The 22,994-nt window shown below is 70.3% G+C and carries 19 protein-coding genes and 2 pseudogenes; 5 read left to right on the top strand and 16 right to left on the bottom strand.

The annotated features are described in order from the left end of the window. Positions 1 to 73: 73 nt before the first annotated feature. From O7605_RS25180 to O7605_RS25170, 3 genes and pseudogenes are all read right to left on the bottom strand, one after another. On the bottom strand, positions 74 to 520 hold the full coding sequence (locus O7605_RS25180; protein ID WP_269741455.1) for a MerR family transcriptional regulator: 447 nt from the start codon (positions 518 to 520) through the stop codon (positions 74 to 76). Further along, on the bottom strand, positions 520 to 2,019 hold the full coding sequence (locus O7605_RS25175) for a SulP family inorganic anion transporter (protein ID WP_269741454.1): 1,500 nt from the start codon (positions 2,017 to 2,019) through the stop codon (positions 520 to 522). The genes O7605_RS25180 and O7605_RS25175 overlap by 1 nt, the downstream gene beginning before the upstream one ends. 302 nt (positions 2,020 to 2,321) lie before the next feature. Then, positions 2,322 to 2,519 (bottom strand): annotated as a pseudogene (locus O7605_RS25170) (hypothetical protein); the annotation flags it as partial. Between the two features lie 71 nt (positions 2,520 to 2,590). Between O7605_RS25170 and O7605_RS25165 the strand changes: the two are divergent. Beyond that, a pseudogene (locus O7605_RS25165) lies at positions 2,591 to 2,722 on the top strand (helix-turn-helix domain-containing protein); the annotation flags it as partial. 224 nt (positions 2,723 to 2,946) lie between these two features. On the opposite strand, the gene O7605_RS25160 reads toward O7605_RS25165, so the two are convergent. The 8 genes from O7605_RS25160 to O7605_RS25125 form a co-directional block, all read right to left on the bottom strand. Next, on the bottom strand, positions 2,947 to 3,243 hold the full coding sequence (locus O7605_RS25160) for a hypothetical protein (RefSeq protein ID WP_269741453.1): 297 nt from the start codon (positions 3,241 to 3,243) through the stop codon (positions 2,947 to 2,949). Continuing rightward, positions 3,240 to 3,605 (bottom strand): hypothetical protein, encoded by a 366-nt coding sequence (locus O7605_RS25155; protein ID WP_269741452.1) that lies wholly within the window; start codon positions 3,603 to 3,605, stop codon positions 3,240 to 3,242. Before O7605_RS25155 ends, O7605_RS25160 begins: the two co-directional genes overlap by 4 nt. A gap of 149 nt (positions 3,606 to 3,754) precedes the next feature. Further along, complete coding sequence (locus O7605_RS25150; protein WP_269741451.1) at positions 3,755 to 4,966, bottom strand: helix-turn-helix domain-containing protein; 1,212 nt, start codon at positions 4,964 to 4,966, stop codon at positions 3,755 to 3,757. A 301-nt stretch (positions 4,967 to 5,267) separates the two neighbouring features. Next, positions 5,268 to 7,643 carry an excinuclease ABC subunit UvrA gene (locus O7605_RS25145; RefSeq protein ID WP_269741450.1) on the bottom strand — a complete coding sequence of 792 codons (2,376 nt, stop codon included), beginning with the start codon at positions 7,641 to 7,643 and terminating at the stop codon, positions 5,268 to 5,270. Beyond that, the gene (locus O7605_RS25140; RefSeq protein WP_269741449.1) at positions 7,640 to 8,050 is read right to left on the bottom strand and encodes a VOC family protein; all 411 of its coding nucleotides are present in this window, start codon (positions 8,048 to 8,050) and stop codon (positions 7,640 to 7,642) included. The genes O7605_RS25145 and O7605_RS25140 overlap by 4 nt, the downstream gene beginning before the upstream one ends. Positions 8,051 to 8,055: 5 nt before the next feature. After that, entirely contained in the window at positions 8,056 to 8,505 is a 450-nt protein-coding gene (locus O7605_RS25135) for a helix-turn-helix transcriptional regulator (RefSeq protein WP_269741448.1), read from the bottom strand. A 65-nt stretch (positions 8,506 to 8,570) separates the two neighbouring features. Next, a complete protein-coding gene (locus O7605_RS25130; RefSeq protein WP_269741447.1) occupies positions 8,571 to 9,233 on the bottom strand; it encodes a response regulator in 663 nt (220 codons plus the stop codon). Beyond that, on the bottom strand, positions 9,230 to 10,315 hold the full coding sequence (locus O7605_RS25125; protein WP_269741446.1) for a sensor histidine kinase: 1,086 nt from the start codon (positions 10,313 to 10,315) through the stop codon (positions 9,230 to 9,232). The genes O7605_RS25130 and O7605_RS25125 overlap by 4 nt, the downstream gene beginning before the upstream one ends. A 274-nt stretch (positions 10,316 to 10,589) precedes the next feature. On the opposite strand from O7605_RS25125, the gene O7605_RS25120 reads away from it, so the two are divergent. After that, positions 10,590 to 10,991 carry a DUF6223 family protein gene (locus O7605_RS25120; RefSeq protein ID WP_269741445.1) on the top strand — a complete coding sequence of 134 codons (402 nt, stop codon included), beginning with the start codon at positions 10,590 to 10,592 and terminating at the stop codon, positions 10,989 to 10,991. 46 nt (positions 10,992 to 11,037) lie between these two features. On the opposite strand, the gene O7605_RS25115 is transcribed toward O7605_RS25120, so the two are convergent. The 4 genes from O7605_RS25115 to O7605_RS25100 form a co-directional block, all read right to left on the bottom strand. Continuing rightward, positions 11,038 to 11,718: a DUF305 domain-containing protein gene (locus O7605_RS25115; RefSeq protein ID WP_269741444.1), complete on the bottom strand. Its 681-nt coding sequence runs from the start codon at positions 11,716 to 11,718 to the stop codon at positions 11,038 to 11,040. Between the two features lie 71 nt (positions 11,719 to 11,789). Next, positions 11,790 to 12,683, bottom strand: a complete 894-nt coding sequence (locus O7605_RS25110) for a DUF1996 domain-containing protein (RefSeq protein ID WP_269741443.1) — start codon at positions 12,681 to 12,683, stop codon at positions 11,790 to 11,792. A 261-nt stretch (positions 12,684 to 12,944) separates the two neighbouring features. Beyond that, entirely contained in the window at positions 12,945 to 13,931 is a 987-nt protein-coding gene (locus O7605_RS25105) for a glycoside hydrolase family 11 protein (protein ID WP_269741442.1), read from the bottom strand. Between the two features lie 399 nt (positions 13,932 to 14,330). After that, entirely contained in the window at positions 14,331 to 15,527 is a 1,197-nt protein-coding gene (locus tag O7605_RS25100) for a PucR family transcriptional regulator (RefSeq protein ID WP_269741441.1), read from the bottom strand. A 58-nt stretch (positions 15,528 to 15,585) separates the two neighbouring features. Between O7605_RS25100 and O7605_RS25095 the strand changes: the two genes are divergently transcribed. From O7605_RS25095 to O7605_RS25085, 3 genes are all read left to right on the top strand, one after another. Further along, positions 15,586 to 17,955 carry an aminotransferase class III-fold pyridoxal phosphate-dependent enzyme gene (locus tag O7605_RS25095; protein WP_269741440.1) on the top strand — a complete coding sequence of 790 codons (2,370 nt, stop codon included), beginning with the start codon at positions 15,586 to 15,588 and terminating at the stop codon, positions 17,953 to 17,955. 4 nt (positions 17,956 to 17,959) lie between these two features. After that, positions 17,960 to 19,552, top strand: coding sequence for a xylulokinase (locus O7605_RS25090; protein WP_269741439.1), 1,593 nt, complete (start codon positions 17,960 to 17,962; stop codon positions 19,550 to 19,552). Between the two features lie 212 nt (positions 19,553 to 19,764). After that, positions 19,765 to 21,453, top strand: a complete 1,689-nt coding sequence (locus O7605_RS25085; RefSeq protein ID WP_269741438.1) for a hypothetical protein — start codon at positions 19,765 to 19,767, stop codon at positions 21,451 to 21,453. A gap of 27 nt (positions 21,454 to 21,480) precedes the next feature. On the opposite strand, the gene O7605_RS25080 is transcribed toward O7605_RS25085, so the two are convergent. Further along, a complete protein-coding gene (locus O7605_RS25080) occupies positions 21,481 to 22,959 on the bottom strand; it encodes a cation:proton antiporter domain-containing protein (protein ID WP_269741437.1) in 1,479 nt (492 codons plus the stop codon). Positions 22,960 to 22,994 lie beyond the last annotated feature (35 nt).

Raw genomic sequence — 22,994 nt, 5'->3', positions numbered from 1 at the left:
GGCAGCGCACGGCCCGGCCACTCACACACCGCTGGCCGTGCCTCGACCCACGCCGGCCGAGACGCCCGGCCGATCAGCTCTGGAGTGGGTGCTTGTCGATTCGCCGCCGCAGGGTGTCGGCGAAGCCTTGGGCGGTGGCCAGTTGCTCGCGGAGCGCGTCGACCCGGGTGGCGGCGAGGGTGTGGAACATGGCGAGCCGGTCGAGCAGGGCAGCACGTTGAGCGCCGTCGCTGGCGGGCAGCGCGTCGAGGACGCCGAGCAGGTCACGCATCTCGTCGAGGGTGAACCCGAGGGGTTTCATCCGTTTGACCACGCCGAGGCGGTCCAGGTCGGGTTCCGTGTAGAGGCGGAAGCCGCCGTCGGTACGCGCCGACGGGACGATGAGCCCGACCTGTTCGTAGTGCCGGATGGTGCGGATGCTCAGGCCGACCCGCTCGGCGGCCTCGCCGATCTGCATGAGTCGGCCCGCCGCCGGGCCACTGACGGGTCGCGGCCCGGCGTCGCGGTCGGTGCGAGGCATCAGTGACCCGCGCCGAGGGTGCCGGCAAGGCTGCCGTGGATGGCAGCGCTGGGCTTGTTCAGCTCGACGATCTCGACGGTCTTGCCCCGTGCTGCGTACTTGGTGGTGACGGCGTCGAGGGCGGCGACGGAGGAGGCGTCCCAGACGTGGGCTCGACTCATGTCGATGATGACCTTCTCCGGGTCGCCGGCGTAGTCGAACTGGTAGACCAGGTCGTTGCTGGAGGCGAAGAAGAGCTCGCCGTGCACGGAGTAGATCCGGGTGCCGCCGTCGGGATCGAGCACGCTGGTGACCTCGACGAGGTGGGCGACCCGGCGGGCGAAGATGACCATGGCGGTGAGCACGCCGGCGACGACGCCGATGGCCAGGTTGTGGGTGGCCAGGGTGGTGGCGACGGTGGTGACCATGACCAGGGTCTCCCCCAGCGGCATGCGTTTGAGGGTGGCGGGGGCGACGGAGTGCCAGTCGAAGGTGGAAACCGCGACGATGACCATCACGGCGACGAGGGCGGCCATCGGGATGGTGGCGACCACGTCGCCGAGCGCCACGACCAGGATGAGCAGGAACACGCCGGACAGGAAGGTCGACAGGCGGGTCCGGGCACCGGACGCCTTTACGTTGATCATGGTCTGGCCGATCATGGCGCAGCCGCCCATGCCGCCGAAGAAGCCGGTGACGATGTTGGCCACGCCCTGCCCCCAGGACTCGCGGGTCTTGTTGGAGTGGGTGTCGGTGATGTCGTCGACCAGCTTGGCGGTCATCAGTGACTCCATCAGCCCAACCAGCGCGATACCGACGGCGTAGGGGGCGATCAGCGCCAGGGTGTCCATTGTCCAGGGGATCTGCGGAAGGCCGAGCGTGGGCAGGCTGTTCGGCAGTTCACCCTGGTCGCCGACGGTCGGCACGGTCACGGCGGCAGCGACCGTGATCATGGTCAGCACGACGATCGCGACCAGCGGCGCGGGGACGACCCGGGTGAATCGCGGCAGCCCGACCATGATCAGTAGGGCCAGGCCGGCGAGCGGGTAGACCAGCCACGGCACCCCGAGCAGGTGCGGCACCTGGGCGGCGAAGATCAGGATGGCCAGGGCGTTGACGAACCCGACCATCACGCTGCGCGGGATGAACCGCATCAGCTTCGCCACCCCGAGGGCGGCCAGCAGCACCTGGATCATCCCGCCCAGGATCACCGCGGCGATCAGATAGTCGAGGCCGTGCTCCTTCGCCAGGGGCGCGACGACCAGGGCGATCGCGCCGGTAGCCGCGCTGATCATCGCCGGCCGGCCACCGCAGATCGAGATGACCACGGCCATGGTGAACGAGGCGAACAGTCCGACCCGCGGATCCACCCCGGCCAGGATCGAGAAGCTGATCGCCTCGGGGATCAGCGCCAGGGCCACCACCAGCCCGGCGAGGACCTCGGTCCGGAACACCTTCGGCGACAACCAGGACGGGCGGGACAGACGCGGCCGGACGACCGCGGACAACATCGAAGACATACAGCCGTTTCCGCTCAGGGGTTTGCGCGTCGAGCGCCCACCCGGTGCCGCTCCCCGCAGGGTCGGCGTGATCTGCACATACCAGTACCGGTCGGACATTTCCGGACCGTTTCCGGGCATCATCGCCCAGGAGAACACCGCTCAAGAGACCGCGAGGGGCCGTAGCCGCACCTCGACGACCGACACCGAACCTACCCTCCTGCGAGAGTAGGTTTCACTCCACGGTGATGATCATCACGATTGAATGGCGAAGGCCTCACCGCCGGGTGTGTGAACTCTCGGCGAGCGGGTCGGATCGGGCTTCATACGAGGTCATTCGGCCTGGTGACACTCTTTCCCCGTTCGGCCGGCGTGGTTGCGGTACTTCGCTGCGGTACTTCCGGCGGCTGCCTGGTCCAGCCGACGAAACGGCGGTGCAGTGCGCCGGCTGGTACCCACGGCATGTCCTCGGCGGCCTGGACGAGATAGCCACCGAGGTACAGCGCCAGGGATACCGGAGCGTTGTCGGCTCCGCCTGAAACTGACCCCGTGGTTCCGGCTGAATTTTGACCCCCTCCGGAAGCATCGGGAGGTGCTAAGCGTGGAGGACTGGGCGGAGATCCGTCGGTTGCACCGGGCGGAGCGGATGGCGATCAAGGCCATCTGCCGCCGGCTGGGGGTCTCGCGGAACACGGTGCGTAAGGCCTTGGCCAGTCATGAGCCCGCCTCAAGCGTAGGGTCAGGCCGTGGACTACGGGGACTTCGGTTTCTTCGGTGGCGTTGCTGCACTGATCTGCGGAGGGACTGGATGCATAGTCTTCGTAGGGGCCGTGGGAATGCTTGCGGTGTGGTGGCGAGAGAAGTGGTAGCGCGAGCCCGTCACCCGAGGAAGCCGACCTCTTCGGTGTGAACTCTCGGCACGCTGGTCGGACCGGGCTCGATCCGAGGTCATCCGGCCTGGTGGGGCTGGCGTCGGTCGCGTCCGGTCGGCACGGTTGCTGTACTCCGCTGCTGTACTTCCGCCGGCTGCCGGGTCCAGCCGATGAAGCGACGGTGCAGCGCACCGGCCGGTGCCCAGGGCATGTCCTCGGCCGCCTGGACAAGGTAGGCACCGAGGTACAGCGCCAGCGACACCGGCGCGTCGGCGTACTCCGCGCGCAGCTCCCGCCTACGCGTGGGGCAGGGCCACGGCAGGTCGCAACCCCCACAACTCCAGATCGGCAACACCGGCCCGTGAGTGGTCACCGCACACCACCCAGAAACCGGGCCACGCTCGCGCGGGCCTGCCGACTCGTCGCCCAATCCACCTGCCAGCAGGGGTACGGCGACAGCCGTGACCACCACGCCCGACAGCCGACGCACATGCCGTCGAGCCCTCGGACGTGCACCGCGAGGATCATCCGCTCCGACCCGCCGGTCACTGCTCGTCCTCCTGCGGCCAGTGGCCCCGGTTGATCGGGATCCGGTGCCGGGCACGGCACGGCAGGTCGGCTCCGCACCGACAGACCCGCCGCCACAGTTGCCGCGACCACACCGGGCGATGCCGGCGGGCAAACGTCAACGCGGTGGCCGACAGGTACTCGTCGTACGAGACGCGCCGCACGCACCCTCCCTCGTCGCTCACGAGGGCAGCCTCTTCGCCCTCTGATTGAGGGGGACGCGGCGACCGGGCGTGACTCGCACCGCCCGCCGCATCCCGTGAGCGAGAAGCTACGGTCGGTTGCGCGGCGGAATGGGTAAGGTTCCTACCTCTGGATCACGAGACGAGTCCGACTCGGACCGCGAGGTCACGGGCATCATCCCGGGTGGCGCGCGGCCCATCGAGCAGGTCCAAGGTGATCTGGCGGGCGTACCCGTTGAAGCGGATCGTCTCCGGAGCCGACTCGTACGCCTGCCGCAGCGTCGCCACTGTCGCTTCCGGGTCGTCCTTGCCGTAGTGCGCCCGCGCGACCTCGATCAGATGGCGTGCCCGACGCGGCCTCGACGGGATCGCCGCCGTATCGTGGCGGCGAGCCTGCCGCACCGCCTCGCCGGACTTCTGCAACTCCACCGCCACAGTCACCGCGTGAGCGCCCATGATGACCCGAGAAAACGACGTCTGCGGCTGGTAAAAGCTTTCCGGCAGACGCTGCGCCACCCGGTCCGCGCGATCCCAGTACCGCCAGGCCCGCCCTTCCTCACCGGCCCGAGCGGCCGTGTACGCGGCCTCGAAGTTCAGCGCACCCCACAACGCCAGCAGATTCGTGCTCCCGGTGGCCGCCTGCGACTCCAGCGCCGACAGCACATCCAGCGTCACCGCCATCGCGGTGTCCCAATCCCCGGCGTCCCGATGCACCTGGCACAGGAACCACCCCGCACCGGCAACCGCCTCCGGATCACCGGACTCCTGCGCCGCCACCATCGCCCGATCCGCCACCCGCCACAACAACTCGGCCGCCGGCTGGTACGCGATGAACATCTGCGCCAACCCGAGTGTCTCCGCCAACAACGCCTGCGCCTGCCGCCGATCGTCGCCCTCGTACACCAACACGGCACGCTGCACATCCCGCAGCAACCCCGGTAACAACCCGCCCAGCACCGTCCGGTGATCCGACGCCTGATGACGTGCCCGCCACGCCACCGCAAGCCGCTCCCTCAGCCTGGACAACGACTCCGCCGGGGCGTCACCGGCGAACGCGACACGGTTCACCGCATCCCGCACCGACGCCAACGCCGGATGCTCCGGCCCATTGACCACCGCAGACCGGTCACCCAACTCCACAGCCAAGGCAGACACGTCGATCTTCAGGGCACGCGCGATCCGGTCCATCATGTGCAGACGCGGCGGCAAGATCCGGTCCGTCTCCACCGCCTTGACCCACTCGGCGCTACGACCCACCAACCCACCGAGCACCGCCCGAGTCTTCCCGGACCGCTCCCGGTAGACCTTCAACCGCTGCCCGAACGTCAACTCCGGCAAGGAATCCACCCGGAACCTCCTCGCGTAGCCCCGGAAGCACCACCGACCCATCCGGCCGCAGACACGCCCAACGCTACCGATCCGCAGGCTGCCTCATAACCCCTTACACGCCGGCGACCTCCGCATCCGGCAGGCACCCCGACCCTTCGCTTGTAAAGCCTGAGCGCTTTGTCCGGCAGGGAGGTCTGCCGCCACGCGCGCTCGCCCACGTGCCACCCGCTGCCGTTCACGAGCCCAGAGCGCACGGTTTAGGAAATGGGGGTGGCGCTCACTGATCCTGGATCGAACCAGTGACCTCCTCGGTGGCTGCTCAGGCGCCCACGTAGGCGGCGAGGTGCTCGCCGGTGAGGGTGGACCGGGCCGCGACGAGGTCGGCAGGGGTTCCCTCGAAGACGATCCGGCCGCCGTCGTGACCAGCACCTGGACCCAGGTCGATGATCCAGTCCGCGTGCGCCATGACCGCCTGATGATGTTCGATGACGATCACCGACTTGCCGGAGTCGACGAGCCGGTCGAGCAGGCCGAGCAGGTGCTCGACGTCGGCGAGGTGCAACCCGGTGGTCGGCTCGTCGAGCACGTAGACCCCGCTCTGCTCGGCCATGTGGGTGGCCAGCTTGAGCCGCTGCCGTTCGCCGCCGGAGAGGGTGGTGAGCGGCTGACCGAGGCTGAGGTAGCCGAGGCCGACGTCGGCGAGCCGGGTGAGGATGCGGTGCGCGGCCGGCGTACGGGCCTCGCCGTCGCCGAAGAACTCCTCCGCCTCGCTGACCGGCATCGCGAGCACCTCGGCGATGTTGCGACCGCCGAAGTGGTACTCCAGCACGGATGCCTGGAATCGCTTGCCCTCGCACTCCTCGCACACGGTGGCGACGCCGGCCATCATCGCCAGGTCGGTGTAGATGACCCCGGCACCGTTGCAGTTCGGGCAGGCGCCTTCGGAGTTTGCGCTGAACAGCGCCGGCTTCACTCCGTTGGCCTTCGCGAACGCCTTGCGGATCGGGTCGAGCAGTCCGGTGTACGTCGCCGGGTTGCTGCGCCGTGAGCCACGGATCGCGCCCTGGTCGATCGACACCACACCGGCGCCCGGTGGGATCGACCCGTGCACCAGGGAACTCTTACCCGAACCGGCGACGCCGGTGACCACGACCAGCACCCCGAGCGGGATGTCGACGTCGACGTCGCGCAGGTTGTGCGTCGAGGCCTTCCGGATCGGCAGCTGCCCGGTGGGCGTACGCACCGACTTCTTGAGGGTGGCCCGGTCGTCGAGGTGGCGGCCGGTGAGCGTACCGCTGGCCCGCAGCCCCTCGACGGTGCCCTCGAAACAGACGGTGCCGCCCGCCGTGCCGGCGCCGGGACCGAGGTCGACGACGTGGTCGGCGATGGCGATCGTCTCCGGTTTGTGCTCCACGACCAGCACGGTGTTGCCCTTGTCGCGCAGCCGCAGCAGCAGGCGGTTCATCTGCTGGATGTCGTGCGGGTGCAGCCCGATGGTGGGCTCGTCGAAGACGTAGGTGACGTCGGTGAGCGACGAGCCGAGGTGGCGGATCATCTTGGTGCGTTGCGCCTCCCCGCCGGAGAGCGTCCCGGACGGCCGGTCCAGGCTGAGGTAGCCGAGCCCGATCTCGACGAAGGAGTCGAGGGTGTGCCGCAACGACGCCAGCAACGGCGCCACGGAGGGCTCGCGCAGCCCGCGCACCCACTCGGCGAGATCGCTGATCTGCATCGCGCAGGCGTCGGCGATGTTGACGCCCTTGATCTTCGACGACCGGGCCGCCTCACTCAGCCGGGTGCCACCACAGTCGGGGCAGGTCGTGAAGGTGACCGCCCGCTCCACGAAGGCGCGGATGTGCGGTTGCATCGCCTCGACGTCCTTGGACAGGAACGACTTCTGGATCTGCGGGATCAGACCCGCGTACGTCAGGTTGATCCCGTCGACCTTGATCTTGGTGGGCTCCTTGTGGAGCAGGTCGTGCAGCTCCTTCTTGGTGTATTTCCGGATTGGTTTGTCCGGGTCGAAGAAGCCGCTGCCCCGGTAGATCCGGCCGTACCACCCGTCCATGCTGTAACCGGGCACGGTGATCGCGCTCTCGTTGAGCGACTTGCTGTCGTCGTAGAGGGCGGTCAGGTCGATGTCGTTGACCCGCCCGGTGCCCTCGCAGCGCGGGCACATGCCACCGGTGATGCTGAAGCTGCGCCGCTCCTTCGTCGTGGTGCCGCCACGTTCGATGGTCACCGCGCCCGCGCCGCTGATCGAGGCGACGTTGAAGGAGAACGCCTGCGGAGAGCCGATGTGCGGCTTGCCGAGCCGGCTGAACAGGATCCGCAGCATGGCGTTGGCGTCGGTGGCGGTGCCGACGGTGGAGCGCGGGTTGGCGGCCATCCGCTCCTGGTCGACGATGATCGCGGTGGTCAGCCCGTCGAGGACGTCGACCTCCGGCCGGGCCAGCGTCGGCATGAATCCCTGGATGAACGCGCTGTAGGTCTCGTTGATCAGCCGCTGCGACTCCGCCGCGATGGTGCTGAACACCAGCGAGCTCTTGCCCGAACCGGAGACGCCGGTGAACACCGTGAGCCGGCGCTTCGGCAGCTCGACGGTGACGTCCTTGAGGTTGTTCTCCCGGGCACCCTGCACCCGGATCAGATCGTGGCTGTCGGCGGCGGGTGGCGCCGACCGGTTGTCGCTGCTCATCGCACTTCCTGAATACGGATCATGTTGCCGGCGGCGTCCCGGATCGCGCAGTCACGAACACCGTACGGCTGCTGGGTGGGCTCCTGGACGATCTCGGTGTCGCTGGCCTGCAACCGCTCGAACACGCCGTCGAGGTCGGGCGTGGCCAGCAGGATCGAGGCGTAGGTGCCCTTGGCCATCATTTCGGTGATGGTACGGCGTTCCTCCTCGGTCACCCCCGGATCGGCGGCCGGCGGGTGCAGCACGATCGACGTACCGGGCTGACCGGGTGGGCCGACGGTGATCCAACGCATGCCCTGGTAGCCGACGTCGTTGCGGACCTCGAAGCCGAGGAGGTCCCGGTAGAAGGCCAGGCTGGCGTCCGGGTCGGTGTGCGGCAGGAAGCTGGCGTTGATCGTGATGTCCATGGCGGTCACGCTAACCGCGGCGCGGGGGCCGCTGCTTCTCGATTCCTGACCGGTCTGGTCACCTGTTTCACCACGCAGGAGGGCATCCCCTTGGTGGCGCGGGCCGCCTCCCGGCGGTAGACGCTCGGCGGCACGCCGACCAGTTCGGTGAACCGGGTGCTGAAGGTGCCCAACGACGAACAGCCGACCGCGAAGCAGACATCGGTGACGCTGAGGTCGCCACGACGCAGCAGCGCCATCGCCCGCTCGATGCGTCGGGTCATCAGGTAGCCGTACGGGGACTCGCCGTAGGCCTGCCGGAACTGGCGGCTGAGGTGCCCGGCCGACATGTTGACCCCACGGGCGAGTGCCTCGACGTCCAGCGGCTGCGCGTACTCCCGGTCGATGCGGTCACGCACGCGGCGCAGGCGGGCCAGGTCGCCGAGGCGCTGTTCGGTGGTGGATCTGCTGGTCACCTGTGCGATCGTGCCACGGCGGTCCGACAGACGGCGAGCGCGTCGGCCGCGACGCGCCATCGGGATCAGCGGGGGCGGGGCGCCACCAGGCCGGACTCGTAGGCGATGACCACGAGCTGGGCTCGGTCCCGGGCGTGAAGTTTGGTCATCGCCCGGTTGATGTGGGTCTTGGCGGTCAGCGGGCTGATCACCAGGCGTTCGGCGATCTGGTCGTTGGACAGGCCCTGCGCGAGCAGGACGACCGTCTCCCGTTCGCGGCTGGTCAGCTCCTTGAGCCGCGCACCGGTCTGCCTCGGTAGCGGCTCGGTGACGTACTGGTCGATCAGCCTGCGGGTGATCGACGGCGCGAGCAGGGCGTCGCCACGGGCGGCCACCCGGACGGCGTACCCGAGATCCGCCGGCTCGATGTCCTTGACCAGGAAGCCGGCGGCACCGGCGCGCAGCGCGTGGAAGACATGTTCGTCCAGACCGTAGTTGGTCAGGATGACCACGTGCACGCCGGCCAAAGCCGGATCCGCGGCGATGCGCCGGGTCGTCTCGATGCCGTCCAGGACCGGCATCTGGATGTCGACGAGCGCGATGTCGGGCAGGTGCTCCCGGGCCAGGGTCAGCGCCTGCTCGCCGTCGGCGGCCTCGGCCACCACCTCGATGTCGTCCTCGATGTCGAGCAGCGCGCGGAAGCCGCTGCGCAGCAGCGGTTGGTCGTCGACCAGCAGGACCCGGATCATGCCGTGCTCACCGGAAGCTCGGCGTGCACGGTGAACCCGCCCTCGTCGCGGGCCTCGGCCCGCAGCAGTCCGCCCAGAGCGACGACGCGTTCCCGCATCCCGAGCAGTCCGACGCCGGGTGCCGCCGCCCGTCCCGGCGGGCCGTCGCCGTCGTCGTCCACCCGGATCGCGAGGATGCCCGGCCGGTAGTCGAGCCGCACCGACGCCGATGCGGTGGACGCGTGACGGGCGATGTTGGTGAGGGACTCCTGCACGATGCGGTAGGCGGTGCGGCCCACCGCGACCGGCACGTCGGGCCGTTGTCCGTCGATCGTCAACGTCGCCTCCAGGCCGGCCATCCGGGCCCGTCGCACCAGGTCCGGGAGTTCGTCGAGCCCGGGTGCGGTGGCGGTGCCGTCGGCGCGCAGTGTCTCCAGGGTCGCGCGCAGTTCCCGGGTCGCTTCACGGCTGGCCTCGCGGATGGCCGCCAGCGCCTCCGGCACCGGCTCGCCACGCCGGCTGGCCAGGTGCACGGCGACCTCGGCCTGCACCTTGATGATCGAGATCTGGTGGGTGAGGGAGTCATGCAGTTCCCGAGCGATGTGCAGCCGCTCCTCGTCGGCGCGGCGCCGTGCCGCCTCCTCCCGGGTGCGCTCGGCCTCCTCCGCCCGCCGCTCGGCCTGCCGGAGCGCCTCCCCCGCCGCCCCGGCGGCGATCAGCCAGGCCACTTCGAGGGCGTCGCGGGCCCGCGCGAGTGCCTCGCCGACGGGCAGCCCGGGCGGTAACGCCAGGGCCGCCAGCGGAAGGGAGACCAGCATCGCGACCGCCGCGACGACCGTGACCGTGCGGTGCCCCGCGCGTACGGCCGCGTAGACCGCGAACAGGAACGCGACGGCGGGCACCTCGATGCCGCTCGCCTGGTGGCCCACCGCGCACACCCCGGTGAGGATCAGCACCGCGACCGGTGCCCGTCGACGCGCGACCAGGGCCAGGCCGCCGGTCACCAACCAGGCGTAGCCGAAAAGGTCCGCCCCGGCGGCGGGGCGGGTCGCGGACAGTGCGGCGATCAGCAGCACCGCCGTCACGCCCACCGCGATCGTCAAGTCCCCGACCGCGGCGCGCCTGAGGATCCGCCCGCACCGCTCGCCCATGGGCGCACCCTAACCGGCCGGCGTGGCCCGGCGACTCCTGCTCACGGACGACTCGTCGGCTACCACGTACGCGGTAGTGGTGCGACGGCCGCGGCGTACGTGGCAGCCGGTCACGCCGGCTGCGGCAGCCGAAAGTGCCTACACCGGCCGGATGAGCGCCGGGCCGCCCGCCGACATGATCGGTGATGTCGGATCCACGACCAGACACACCACAGAGGAGACAGACATGATGTCCGTCAAGCTCGTGCTCGGCACTATCGTGGCCGCCCCGTCCCGGGCGGTCGGGATCGCGGGACCGGTGGACACATACCCCGCTGCCCAAGCGGTGAGCATGAGCGCCGGCCGGATCGGATCGACGGTGGCCGCCCTGTTGGCACTCGCGGGGGTGGTCGTCGGCGTACTGGCGCTCGCCTCGGGTCGCTATCGCGCCGGCCGGGCCCGGGCAGGCTTGACCGCCCTGGCTGCGGGGGCGGGCGGGATGGCCCTCGGCGGCCTGGTCGTGCTCACCTCGGACAGTGGTATCGGCACCGGCAACGGACGGGGCGGCGGCTACGTGGCGCTGGTGGTGGGGCTGATCGCCGTGGTCCTCGGTGGGGTCGCGCTGGCCCGCTCCCGGCCTGCCGGCTGACCGACCAGGGCTGGTTCGGCCCACGTGGGCGCGACGGTCGCCGCCACTACGGTGGAGCGGGCAGCGGGGACGAAGCCGACGGCCCGTCGAGGTGGTCGAGCCGGGCGAGGTCGGCGGTGCCGACCCGGACCACGGCCGCGGCCAGTGCGGTGGTCGCCGGGTCGGTCCCGGCCTGCTGCTCGGCGGTGGCGATCCGCACCGACTGCGTCAGGTGCGCCCGCAGGTGCCCGGCGAGCCGGTGGTGGAACTGCTGCCCGGTGGCCGAGCGCAGCGCGGTCAGGTCCGCGTCGGTGACCATGCCGGGCATGTCGTGGCCCTCGTGTGGGTTGGCCAGCGGCGCGCCGGAGTCGGCCAACAGTCGCCGGGACCGGGTCAGGTGCGCCCGTTCGCTGGTCGCGATCCGGATGGCGAGCCGTCGCCAGGCCGGGTCGGCGGTCCGGTCCGGCACCAGGTCGAGCATCGGCAGCAGCCGTTCGGCCATGGCCACCGACAGCTGCAGCCAGGCGATGTCGGTGGCGCTGAAGTGTCCGGTCGTACCGGGCAGCACTGCGGTGGGCGACCCGCCGGCCGAGGGTGGCTCGACCGCCGGTGCGCGGGCTGGCGGCGACCCGGTGCTCGACGGCGCTGGTCCCGTGGTGGTTGGCGGTCCGATGGTGGGCGATGTTCCGGCGTCGCACCCGGCGACGAGCAGCAGGGCGGTGAACAGCGCGGCGAGTGGGCCTCGCACGCGACCTCCTTCGCGTGCGCCCGGCGGCGGGCCGGAACGACCGGGCCCGCCGTCGGGTGTCACCTGTCGACTCAGAGCGGCCTGCCGTCGTGGCCGCACTTGATGACCGGACGGATGCAGTCGCGGACGCGGCGCGCCAGCTCCTCCACCGGCCAGGCGTTGAAGAAGTCGCCGTGCATCGTGTAACCCGGCCCGGAGGCCAGCCGCAGCCGCGACGGGTCACCGTTGACCGGGTACCGCAGCACCTGCCGCAGCTTCGGCACGTGCACCGGGTGGCTGGCCGGGCAGGCCTGGTTCACCGGGTACGCCAGGTGGCTCTTGTGATCCGGCGAGTCGAGGTCGCGGCCGTTCCAGCACTGCGGGAAGTCCAGGTACGACTCCAGCATGGTGCCGGCCGGGCAGTTGACGAAGTTCTTCGACGGCGGCACGTGCCCGGCGTGCAGGCAGGACCAGCGGGCGATGCTGTCGCCCGGTCCGGCGGCCCGGGCGTTTCCGGCGACGAGGCGCAGGCCCAGCGGGAACGGCTGCGTCTGGGCGACGACGTCGGGACGCACCCCTTCGCCGAGATAGTAGAAGGTGGCGATGGACGGTTCCACCGGCACGTTGTCGCGGTAGAGGGTCGGTACCCAGTACGACGAGACGTCCACCCGGGGGTTGCAGGTGGTGGTGGAGCGGACCAGGTCGGGCAGCGTGGTGTGGGCGTTGGTCACCGTGCTGCCGAAGAAGCTGTGCATGTGCGAGGCGCCGGGCAGCCCGGGCAGGACGATGGGGTCGTCCGGGAGCCGGTGGCTGTACGTGCAGTCGGCCGGGAACTCCGCCACCCGGATGGCGTTGATGCCCGGGGCGGCGTCGGCCGGCGCGGTGCTGGCCACGACGTAGCCGCCGAGCAGCACCAGCAGGGCGCCGATCGCGGTGCCGAGGCGTAGCCGGCCGCGGCCGACGGGTTGGGGTGCGGCGCTTTCCATCTCTTGGCTCCTGTCGGGGAGGGTCAGGGTCCTTCCGGCGCCGCCGCCGTAGACATCGGAGCTTCCCTGGCCGGACTGGTGGTGGTCGCGGTGCAATCGAGAGAGCGCTCTCACACCAGCGTCACCCCAACGTCGATGGATGTCAATACGAGCCGCGGTTGCGGCAACGACGACGGGCCGACCCCGCAGGGTCGGCCCGTCGACCGCCGATGCCGGCGGTGGGATGTCGACCGAGGTCGACATCCCACCCGGCACACCAGGTCAGCTGCTTGAGCAGGTCGCGGTTGGCGTGGTGTTGTTGCCGTTCTTCCAGAGCGTGATGCCGAAGTTGTTGCCGTTACCGTTCGGCCGTGCGGTGATCGTGCCACTGGAGCCGCTGATCGAGGCGTTCCAGCTGTTCTGCAGGCTCTGGCCACCGTTCGTACGGATGGTGACGGTCCAGTTGTTGCTGCCACTGACCGAGAAGGTCGTGTTGAACCGGTCGTTCCAGTCCTCGGCGCGCTGCACGTTGACCGAGCAGTTGCCGCCACCGGGCGGCGGGTTGCTCGGCGGCGGGTTGCTCGGCGGCGGGTTCGAGCCCCCGCCTTCGGAGAGGGTGATGTCCGAACTGCCCTGGCTCTGGTAACCCTCGGTGGCCATGATCTGGTAGTAGTGGTTGCCCAGGTTCAGGCCGACGCGGGCCCAGGCGTCGAAGTGGTTGGCGGTGGTGATGGTCCCGCTGCTGCGCTTCTGCTGCCGGACACTCCAGTACTGGTAGAACGTCTGGGTGCCGTCGATCGACGGGGCGTTGACCCGCTGGCTGCGCAGGATGTCGTAGGTGCCCCCGTCGGTGGTGACGCTGCCCAGCCGGGTCGCGCCGCTGCTCGGGTTGTAGCTACCGAAGTTCTCGACGATGTAGTACTCGACCAGCGGACTGCGGGTCCAGCCGTACAACGCGAGGTAGCTGTTGTTGTTACCCGGGTTGTAACTGCCCGAGTAGCTGATCGTACGGCGGGTGCCCGGGTTCCAACCCTTGCCACCGACCCAGTTGTTGGTGCTCCTGCTCCACGAACTGGAGTAGCGGCCGTTCTCGCGCAACACCATGCAGGCGTCGCCGCTGTCCTTCCAGAACGAGAAGAAGAACCCGTTGTGGGTACCTTCCGTGTTCGAGCAGACCTGCCGGTCGGCCTCGGCCTGGGCGGGGCTGGCCGAGATCGCGACGGTGCCGGTGGTGGCCAACACCGCGGCGAAGGCGGCGGCAGCCAGCATCCTGACGCGTCCACGCCTGCGACTTCGTGGTGGGACGGGGACGTTGTTCATGCTTCCTCCTCATGACGGCTGGCCGGTGGCCAGCAGTGCGCTACGAACCGGCGGCCACGGTGGCTGGTCGGCCACCATCGACAGTCGACGTCGTACCGGGTGGTGGTCTGCCGGTCGATGCGCAACCGGCGGAGTGGGTAGCGACAATCGACGATCATCCAGATTCGTCGATGGCCAACAGTATTGGCGCGTCATCGACGAACAGTCAACAACTTCCGGAAATACTCTCGAAACCTTCTCGCGGCCGCCTGCCGCGCCCAGGGACAGCATTGGTGCTGGTCAGCGGCAAACGGCCAGCCGGCCGCTCCACGAACCTTCAACGGTCACTACGCCAGGTCAAGGCCGCTGTCAATCGGAAGTTCCAGAGACCTTCCGGATGCCCGTCGGTAGTTGGCTGGTCAGCACCACCAGGAGCTCGAATCGGGCGGTGGGGTCGTCCAGGTCGTCGCCGTACAGCTCACGCAAACGTTTGAGGCGGTAGCTGACCGTCTGCGGATGCACGAACAGCTCGGTGGCGACCTCGGCGCGTGAGCCCCAGTGCCGGAGCCAGGCGTCGAGCGTCGCCAGCAGATTCTCCCGCTGTGCCGGACGCAGCCGCGCCAACGGCGCCAGGCGGCGCTCGGTGAGCACCGCCAGTGCCCGCTGTTCGCCACGCAGGGTCAGCGCGGCCAGGTGGTCGTCAACGAAGACCGGTCCGGAGGCCGGTCCGACCAGCCCGGCGGCCAGCTCGGCGAGCCGGACCGCCGCCGGCACCTGCGGCCAGCCCAGTTCCGGGCCGACCACCACCGGCCGGCCGGCGAACGCCTCGGTCAGTGCGGCGCGGGTCGCCCGGGCGCCGGCCCGCAGCAGCAGCACGGCGTCGCGACCACGCTCGATGACCAGCCCGTCCGGGCCGTACCGGAACCGCGCGTCGCGGGCCTGGTCCGGTGGCAGCAGGACCGGCACCACCGCGTCCAGGTCGGCCCAGCCGATCCGGGCCGCCGCCGACTCGACGGCGCTGGGCAGCCCGTCGCCGCGCAGCAGCAGCTCGGCGAGGTGTCGACGGCGGTCTCCCTCCCCCGCCTGCTCCCGCAGTTGCAGGGCGTACCCGTCGGTGCTCGCCGCGGCCAGTTCGGCGATGTACGCGCTCACCGCGTCGGAGAGGTCGATCAGTTCCTCCGGCTCGACCGGGCGCAGCCGGGCCAGGGACCGTGACGCCGTCCGCAGCAGCAGCCGCGCCGCCATCCGTAGCGCGGCCAGCAGCGCCTCCGGCCCCCGCTCCTCGCGGGCCTCGGCGGCGCCCAACCCGACGAACACCTCCCGGAACCGGGGCGGCAGCGCCGGTTCCCCGGTGCCGACGAGATCGAGGAAGCGGTCGAGCGCCACCTGCACGGCGGTGTGTACGTCCCGGGTGAACTTGTCGTCGGCGATGCCGGCGAAGGCCGGAGTGGCCTCGGTGACGGCGCCCGCGACGGCGGCCACCGTGTCCGGCAGGTGCGGGCGCATCGCGGCGGCCAGGTCGGCGGGCAGGTGTCGCCAGGGCGTCGCGGAGACAGGCGCACTCACCGGGCGATTTTGTCACGCTGGGATAAGAAGCGGGGTGATTCTCGCTGCCGAAGGAACGGTGTTTCGACCGACGTGGCTACGCGACGATGAACCCCATGGGCCGGACGGGGTGCACCGACCGGCGGCCCACGACCCGACCGAGGAGAACGCCGTGCAGCACCGCCTGTCCCGCCAGCACGTCGTCGACATGTGCCGCACCATGCTCGCCCGGGGCTACCTGAAGGCCACCGAGGGCAACGTCTCGGTCCGGGTGCCCGGCCACCGGCGGTACGCGGTCACCCCGAGCAACTACGACTACGACCGGATGCGCGTCGAGGACATCTGCATCGTGGACTTCGACGGCAGGCATCTGCCCGACGACTCCGGTGCCGACCTGAAGCCGTCCATCGAGTGCGGGATGCACGCGAACATCTACCGCGAGCGGCCGGACGTCAACGCGATCGTGCACACCCACCAGCCGTACGCCTCGGCGTTGGCCTTCCTGCGCAAGCCGATCCCGGCGCTCACCGACGAGCAGGTGCGCTTCCTGGGCCGGGAGGTGGCGATCATCGACTACGCCCCGTCCGGCACCGGGTTCCTGGCCCGCAACGTGCAGAAGAAGGTGGCCAGCGGGGACAACGCCTTCATCATCGCCAACCACGGGGTGGTCGCCGTCGGCACCGACCCGGACCGGGCGGTGTTCAACATGGCGCTGCTGGAGAAGGTGTCCATCGCCTACCTGCTGGCGCTGACCAGCGAGGCGGGGAAGATCCACACCATTCCGACCGCGATCCGGGAGATCGCCTTCAGCAAGCTGCGGACCGACGAGAAGCGGATCGCCGCGCAGCTCACCGAGGCGGTGGAGCCGCTGCGGGTACCGGCCGACGAGGAACTGCCCAGCGCCGACGCGGCGGCCGTCGAGGTCGCCGCCGGCACGACCACGAGCAGCGCGCCGAGCTCCCCCGGGACCAACGACGAGGCGGGCGGCGCGGAGGCGGCCCGGCTCGGGTACGCGATCAGTGAGTACCCCGACGTCGACGACGTGATGCGTCGGCTGAAGGCGTTGACCGCCCAGCCGGTGCGCGGGCTGCGCCACGACGCGATGCTCGACGTGCTGAACTACTTCGACACCAAGTGCCGCGCCAGCAGGGAGATCACCGACCGGGCGCGGCGGCGCATCCCCGGCGGGGTGCAGCACAACCTGGCGTTCAACTACCCGTTCCCACTCGCGGTGGACAAGGCCGACGGCGCGTATCTGGTGGACCGGGACGGCAACACGTACATCGACTTCCTCCAGGCCGGCGGGCCGACGATCCTGGGCAGCAACTACGGCCCGGTGAACGAGCGCGTCGCCGAGGTGGTCCGGGACTCTGGGCCGGTGACCGGGCTGTTCCACGAGTACGAGCTGAAGCTCGCCGAGATCATCCACCGGTTCATGCCGCACGTGGAGATGTACCGGTCACTGGGCTCGGGCACCGAGGCGGTGATGGCCGCCGTCCGGGGTGCCCGCGCCTTCACCGGCAAGAAGATGGTGATCAAGGTCGGGGGCGCCTACCACGGCTGGTCCGACACGATGGTCTACGGGCTGCGGGTGCCGGGCACGTACCGGATGAACGCCAAGGGCATCCCCTTCGGGGCGACGGCCCGTACCCGGGAGGCCTTCCCGCACGACCTCGGGCAGCTCAAACGCAAGCTGATCGAGAACCGGCTGCGCGGCGGCACGGCGGCGGTGGTGGTCGAACCGGTCGGCCCGGAGTCCGGCACCCGGCCCGCGCCGCGCGACTTCAACGCGCGGGTCCGGGAGCTGTGCGACGAGTTCGGCGCGCTGCTGATCTTCGACGAGGTGGTCACCGGCTTCCGGCTCGGGCTGGGCGGCGCGGCCGGCTACTTCGGTGTCACCCCCGACCTGACCGTACTGGGCAAGGCGGTCTCCGGCGGTTACCCGATGGCCGGCGGCGTCGGCGGGCGGGCCGACGTGATGGCGGTCTTCGGGTCCGGGCTGGACGGCAAGAGCGGAGCGCACATCCAGGTCGGCGGCACCCTGTCGGCCAACCCGCTGTCCTGCGCGGCCGGCTACTTCGCCATCGAGGAGATGGCCCGCACCAACGCGCCGGTGATCGCCGGCCGGGCCGGTGACCGGCTGACCCGCGGCCTGCAACGGCTGATCGACTCCTACGGGCTGCCGTACGTCGCGTACAACCAGGGATCCATCGTGCACCTGGAGTGCAGCGGCGTGATGCTGTTGGACATGCGCAACCCGGTGAAGCTGCTCAAGGAGAACAAGACCCGCAAGCGGCTGATGGAGCAGCTGGGCGCCGCGTACACCGCACACGGCATCGTCACCCTGGCCGGCTCGCGGATGTACACGTCGATGGCCGACACCGACGCGGTCATCGACGACGCGCTCGCCCGGTTCGACCAGGTCTTCGCGCTGGTCGAGGGGGTCTGATCCGGTGACCGCCAGCCCACCGCAGGTCTTCGCGATCGACCTGGGCACCTCGGGTCTGAAGGCCGCGCTGGTCGCCGCCGACGGCACGGTCACCGGCTGGGCCGAGCGGCCGGTCCCGCTGCGGGTGCTGCCCGGTGGCGGCGCCGAACAGGACCCGCTCGCCTGGTGGACGGCGCTCGGCCAGGTCGCCGCCGACCTGGGACGCGACCATCCCGAGCAGATGCGGGCGGTCGAGGCGGTGTGCGCCTCCACCCAGGGCGAGGGAACCATCGCGGTGGACGCCACCGGCGAGCCGCTGACCGCGTGCATCAGCTGGCTCGACATGCGTGGCGCGCCGCACCTGCGACGGCAGTTCGGCGGCTTCCCCGCGTACCAGGGGATGTCGGTGCGCCGGATCGCCCGCTGGCTGCGGCTCACCGGCGGCATGCCCTCACCCACCGGCAAGGACCCCGCCGCCCACATGCTGTTCGTCCGCGACACCCTGCCGCAGGTGTACGCGCGCACCGCGACGTTCCTCAACGTGCTCGACTGGATCAACCTGAAGCTCACCGGACGCACGGTGGCCACCGTCGACTCGATCCTGACCTCGTGGGTGACCGACAACCGGCGTCCCGGCGACATCCGCTACTCCCCCACCCTGGTCGCCGACAGCGGCGTCGACGCGGACAAACTGCCGCCGATCGTCGCCTGCACCGAGGTGATCGGCACCTTGACCCCGTCAGCCGCCGCGCACCTGGGCCTGGCCGCGACGGTGCGGGTGGTCGCCGGAGCGATCGACAACACCGCCGCGGCGATCGGCGCCGGCACCACCGGCGACCGGCAGCCGCACCTGTACCTCGGCACCTCGTCCTGGATCGCCGCCCACGTGCCCCGCAAGAAGACCGACGTCGCCGCCGGCATCGCCTCGGTGCCCTGCGCGATCGGCGACCGCTACCTGATGACCGCCCTGCAGGCCACCGCCGGGGCCAACCTGACCTGGCTGCGGGACAAGATCGTGGAGTACGACGATCCGCTGCTCGGCGCCGGTCACCTCAGCCGCGACGAGGGCACGATCTTCGACGCCTTCGACACCATCATCCCGACGGTGCCGCCGGGCGCGAACGGAGTGCTCTACACCCCCTGGCTCTACGGCGAACGCGCCCCGGTCGACGACGCGAACCTGCGCGCCGGGTTCTTCAACATCTCCCTCGACACCAACCGCTCGGATCTGCTGCGGGCGGTCTTCGAGGGGGTGGCGTTCAACACCCGCTGGCTGCTCGGCGCGGTGAACCGGTTCCTCGGCGCGCCGGTCACCTCGATGGCCGTCACCGGCGGCGGGGCACTGTCGGACTCGTGGTGTCAGATCTTCGCCGACGTGCTCGGCGTCGAGATCCGCCGCGACGCCCAACCGCTCGCGGTGAACGTCCGGGGGGCGGGCTGGATCGGTGCGGTCGGCACCGACCGGCTCACCTTCGCCGACATCCCGGGTCTGATGCGTACCGACCGGTTCTTCACCCCGGATCCGGCACATCGAGCGGGTTACGACGAGATCTTCGACGTCTATCGGACGCTGCACCAGCGGCTGGCCCCGGTCTACCGCCGGCTCAACCGCCACTGACCTGTCGCTCGGAAGTTTCGGTGGCCATCGATGATGGCTTTTCTCCTTCATTCGATGCGACGCTAGACCGTCCGCGTTGGACATCGACAGGAGGAAACGTGCAGGCGATACGTCGGGGGTTGGTCGGAACCTCGTCCGCTGATCGCCGCCAGCCCGACCCGGAGCAGGCAGGGTCGGAGGTCCGGCCCGGTCGCGGAGCGGGTGTCGGGCGGGTGGCCGCGCGTCTGCTGCGTCACGAATGGACGGTGGCGACGATCGCCAGCGTGGTCGTGGCGGTCGTCCTCACCTGGCCGACGCTCAAACAACCGTGGACGACCATCCCGGGCGACATCGGCGATCCCCCGTTGCAGGCGTGGCAGGTGGCCTGGGCCGGGCACGCGCTGGTCACCGACCCCCTCAACCTCTGGCACTCCAACACGTTCTTCCCGAACCTGTACACGTACGCCTACACCGACATAGTGCTCGGATACGCACCGGCCGGCCTGTTCGGCCACGGCGTGGCGACGGCCATCTTCCGCTACAACCTGCTCTACGTGTTCGCCCACGCACTCGCCTGCTTCGGGGCGTACGCCCTGGTGCGCCAACTGGGCGGCATCCGGACGGCGGCGGCCGTGGCCGGCGTCGCCTGGGCCTTCGCGCCGTGGCGGCTCGCGCACAGCGGCCACCTGAACATCCTCTCCATCGGCGGCGTCGCGCTGTGCCTGGCGATGCTGGCTCGCGGCCACGGCTGGTCCCTGCGCGACGGTCACCGACCGGAACTGCACCGCCCCGGATGGATCCTGGCCGGCTGGCTGGTCGCCGCCTGGCAGCTGACCCTGGGCCTGGCGATCGGCCTGCCGCTCGCGTACTTCCTGGCCGGCACCGTGCTTGTGGTCCTGGCGGCGGTCGGCTGGGCCCGCTGGCGGACCGGCACCTGGCTGCTGGGGCGCCGGGTGGTGCTGGCCAACCTTCTCGGCGGTGTCGTCTTCGGAGCGGTGTTGATCTGGTTGGGCACCACCTTCCTGCGGGTGGTGGAGCTGAACCCGGAGGCGAACCGGGACCTGTCCTGGACGGAGATGTTCTCCCCTCCCCTGCGGGGATACTTCGTCGCGCCCGCCGACTCGTGGCTGTGGGGCGACCACTTCGCCGCCGCCCGCGCCCAGTTGTCCTGGCCGCCGGAGATGGCGCTGCTGCCGGGCGTCACGTTGATCGTGCTGGCCGTGGCCGGGCTGAGCTATTCGACGTTCCGGGTGCGCCACCGGGTGCTGCTCGGGCTCGGCGTGCTGGTCAGCGGCGCGCTCGGGCTCGGCACCAACCTCGTCGGTCAGGGCGATCCGGGATACCTGACCCTGTCGCGGCTGCTGCCCGGATGGGACGCGCTACGGACCCCGGGGCGGCTGATGGTGTGGACGAGCCTGCTGCTCGCCATCCTGGCGGCAGGGGCGATAAGCGAGTTCGGCCGGAATCGCCCCCGGCTCGGCTGGCCGAGGTCGGTGAGCGCGGTCGTGCTCCTGTTGCCCCTGGTGCTGGTCCTGGTGGAGGGCGTCAATCGGACGCCGCACCCCACCGTGCCGACCGCCCCACCGGCGCTGCGGGCGGCGACCGAACCGATCCTGGTCCTGCCCAGCAACGGGGTGGCCGAATCCGACATCATGCTCTGGACCACCGACGGGTTTCCCCGCGTCGCCAACGGTTCGGTGACCTTCCTGCCGGCCAATCAGCAGCAGATCCGCACGGTGACCACGACCTTTCCCGATCCGGTCAGCATCACGTTCCTGCGGCAGGTCGGCATCCGGTCGGTGGTCGTCCTGCCGGACCGGCTCGCCGGGACGCCCTGGGACGGCCTGCCCACCCGACCGGTCGACGGCCTCGGCATCACCCGGGAGGAGATAGCCGGTGCGTTGGTGTACCGCCTCGACTGAGGCGGGCCGACGCGAGCGAACCGCTCGTCACTCCCGGGTGGCGCCCATCGGCTCGCGGACCAGGGCACCGTCGATGTAGCAGTACCGCCAGTCCTCGCCATCCTCCAGCGACCGGATCAACGGATGGCCGGTCTGCCGGTAGTGCTCCTCCGCGTGGTTGTTCACCGAGTCGCTGCAACAGCCCACCGCGCCGCAGGTCAGACACATCCGCAACTGCACCCAGTCGTCACCGCTCTCGACGCACTGCGGGCACGCGTCGGCGTCGGACTCGGTGATGTTGATCCGGTCGAGGTGGGTGCAGGCGGTGCTGATGGTCTCCTCGCGCACGTACCGCCAGCTGGAGTGCAGCAGTCGGTCCGGGATGATCCGGGCCAGGTAGCGCGAGTTCGCCGCGAGCAGCGGGCTCACCACGGCCAGGATCAGCACGTACAGGGCGATGAACGGGCCGAGTCGCCCGTCCAGGCCGGCCGCGATGGCCAGCGTGGCCAGGATCAGCGAGAACTCGCCACGGCCCAGCACGGTCAGGCCGACGTTTGCGGCGCCGCGCTGGTTGAGCCCGAACAGCCGGCCGGCGATCAGGCCGGCCAGGATGTTGGTCACGATGGTCATCAGTACCGCCAGCAGCACCGGCAGCGCCACCGAGCCGAAGTCGCCGACGTCGATGGTCAGCCCGAACACCAGGAAGAAGACCGCCGCGAAGACGTCGCGCAGCGGCAGCACCAGGCGTTCGACCCGCTCGCGCAGGGGGGTACGGGCGATCACCAGACCGATCATCAGCGCGCCGATCGCGTCGGAGACCCCGATCTCGGCCGACACCCCGGCGACCAGCACGACCAACCCGACCATGAGGATGGCCAGCAGTTCGTCCTCGTTGCTGTCGATCACCTTGCCGACCAGGCGGGCACCGAAGCGGGCGACGGCGAAGAGCACCACCAGGTAGGCGAAGCTCAGGCCGATGCGCAGCACCAGTTCCCCGGCGGACCCGGCACCGGACAGCAGCGGTGACAGCAGCGCCAGGTACAGGGCGAGGAACAGGTCCTCGATCACGATGATGCCGAGGATGACCGGCGTCTCCGCGTTGGCCAACCGGCGGAACTCGATGAGCAGTTTCGTCACGATCGCCGAGGAGGAGATGCCGAGCGCACCGGCGATCACGAACGCCTCGTACCCGCCCCAACCGAGGGCGAAGCCGAAGAGCAGGCCGGCACCGACATTGAGACCGATGTACGAGCCGGCGGCGACGAACAGCCGCTTGCCGCTGCCGAGTACCTGGTCGACCGGGAACTCGACGCCCAGATGGAACAGCAGCAGCACCAGGCCGAGGGAGGCGAGCAGGCTCAGATCCTCGGGATGAGCGATCAGCACCGGACCGGGGGTGCCGGGCCCGAGCAGGATGCCCGCGAGCATGAAGAACGGCACGGTGGGCAGGTTGATCCGGCGACCCGCACGGGCCAGCAGGCCCGCGATCAGTACGAGGGCCCCGAAGCCCACGAGGTCAGCATGCACGGTGAGGACTCCTGGAGCGGACTGAACGAGGACCT

The sequence above is a fragment of the Verrucosispora sp. WMMA2121 genome, assembly GCF_027460185.1.
Taxonomy (GTDB): Bacteria; Actinomycetota; Actinomycetes; order Mycobacteriales; family Micromonosporaceae; genus Micromonospora; species Micromonospora palythoicola.
This window is presented reverse-complemented; position numbering and strand designations above follow the sequence as displayed.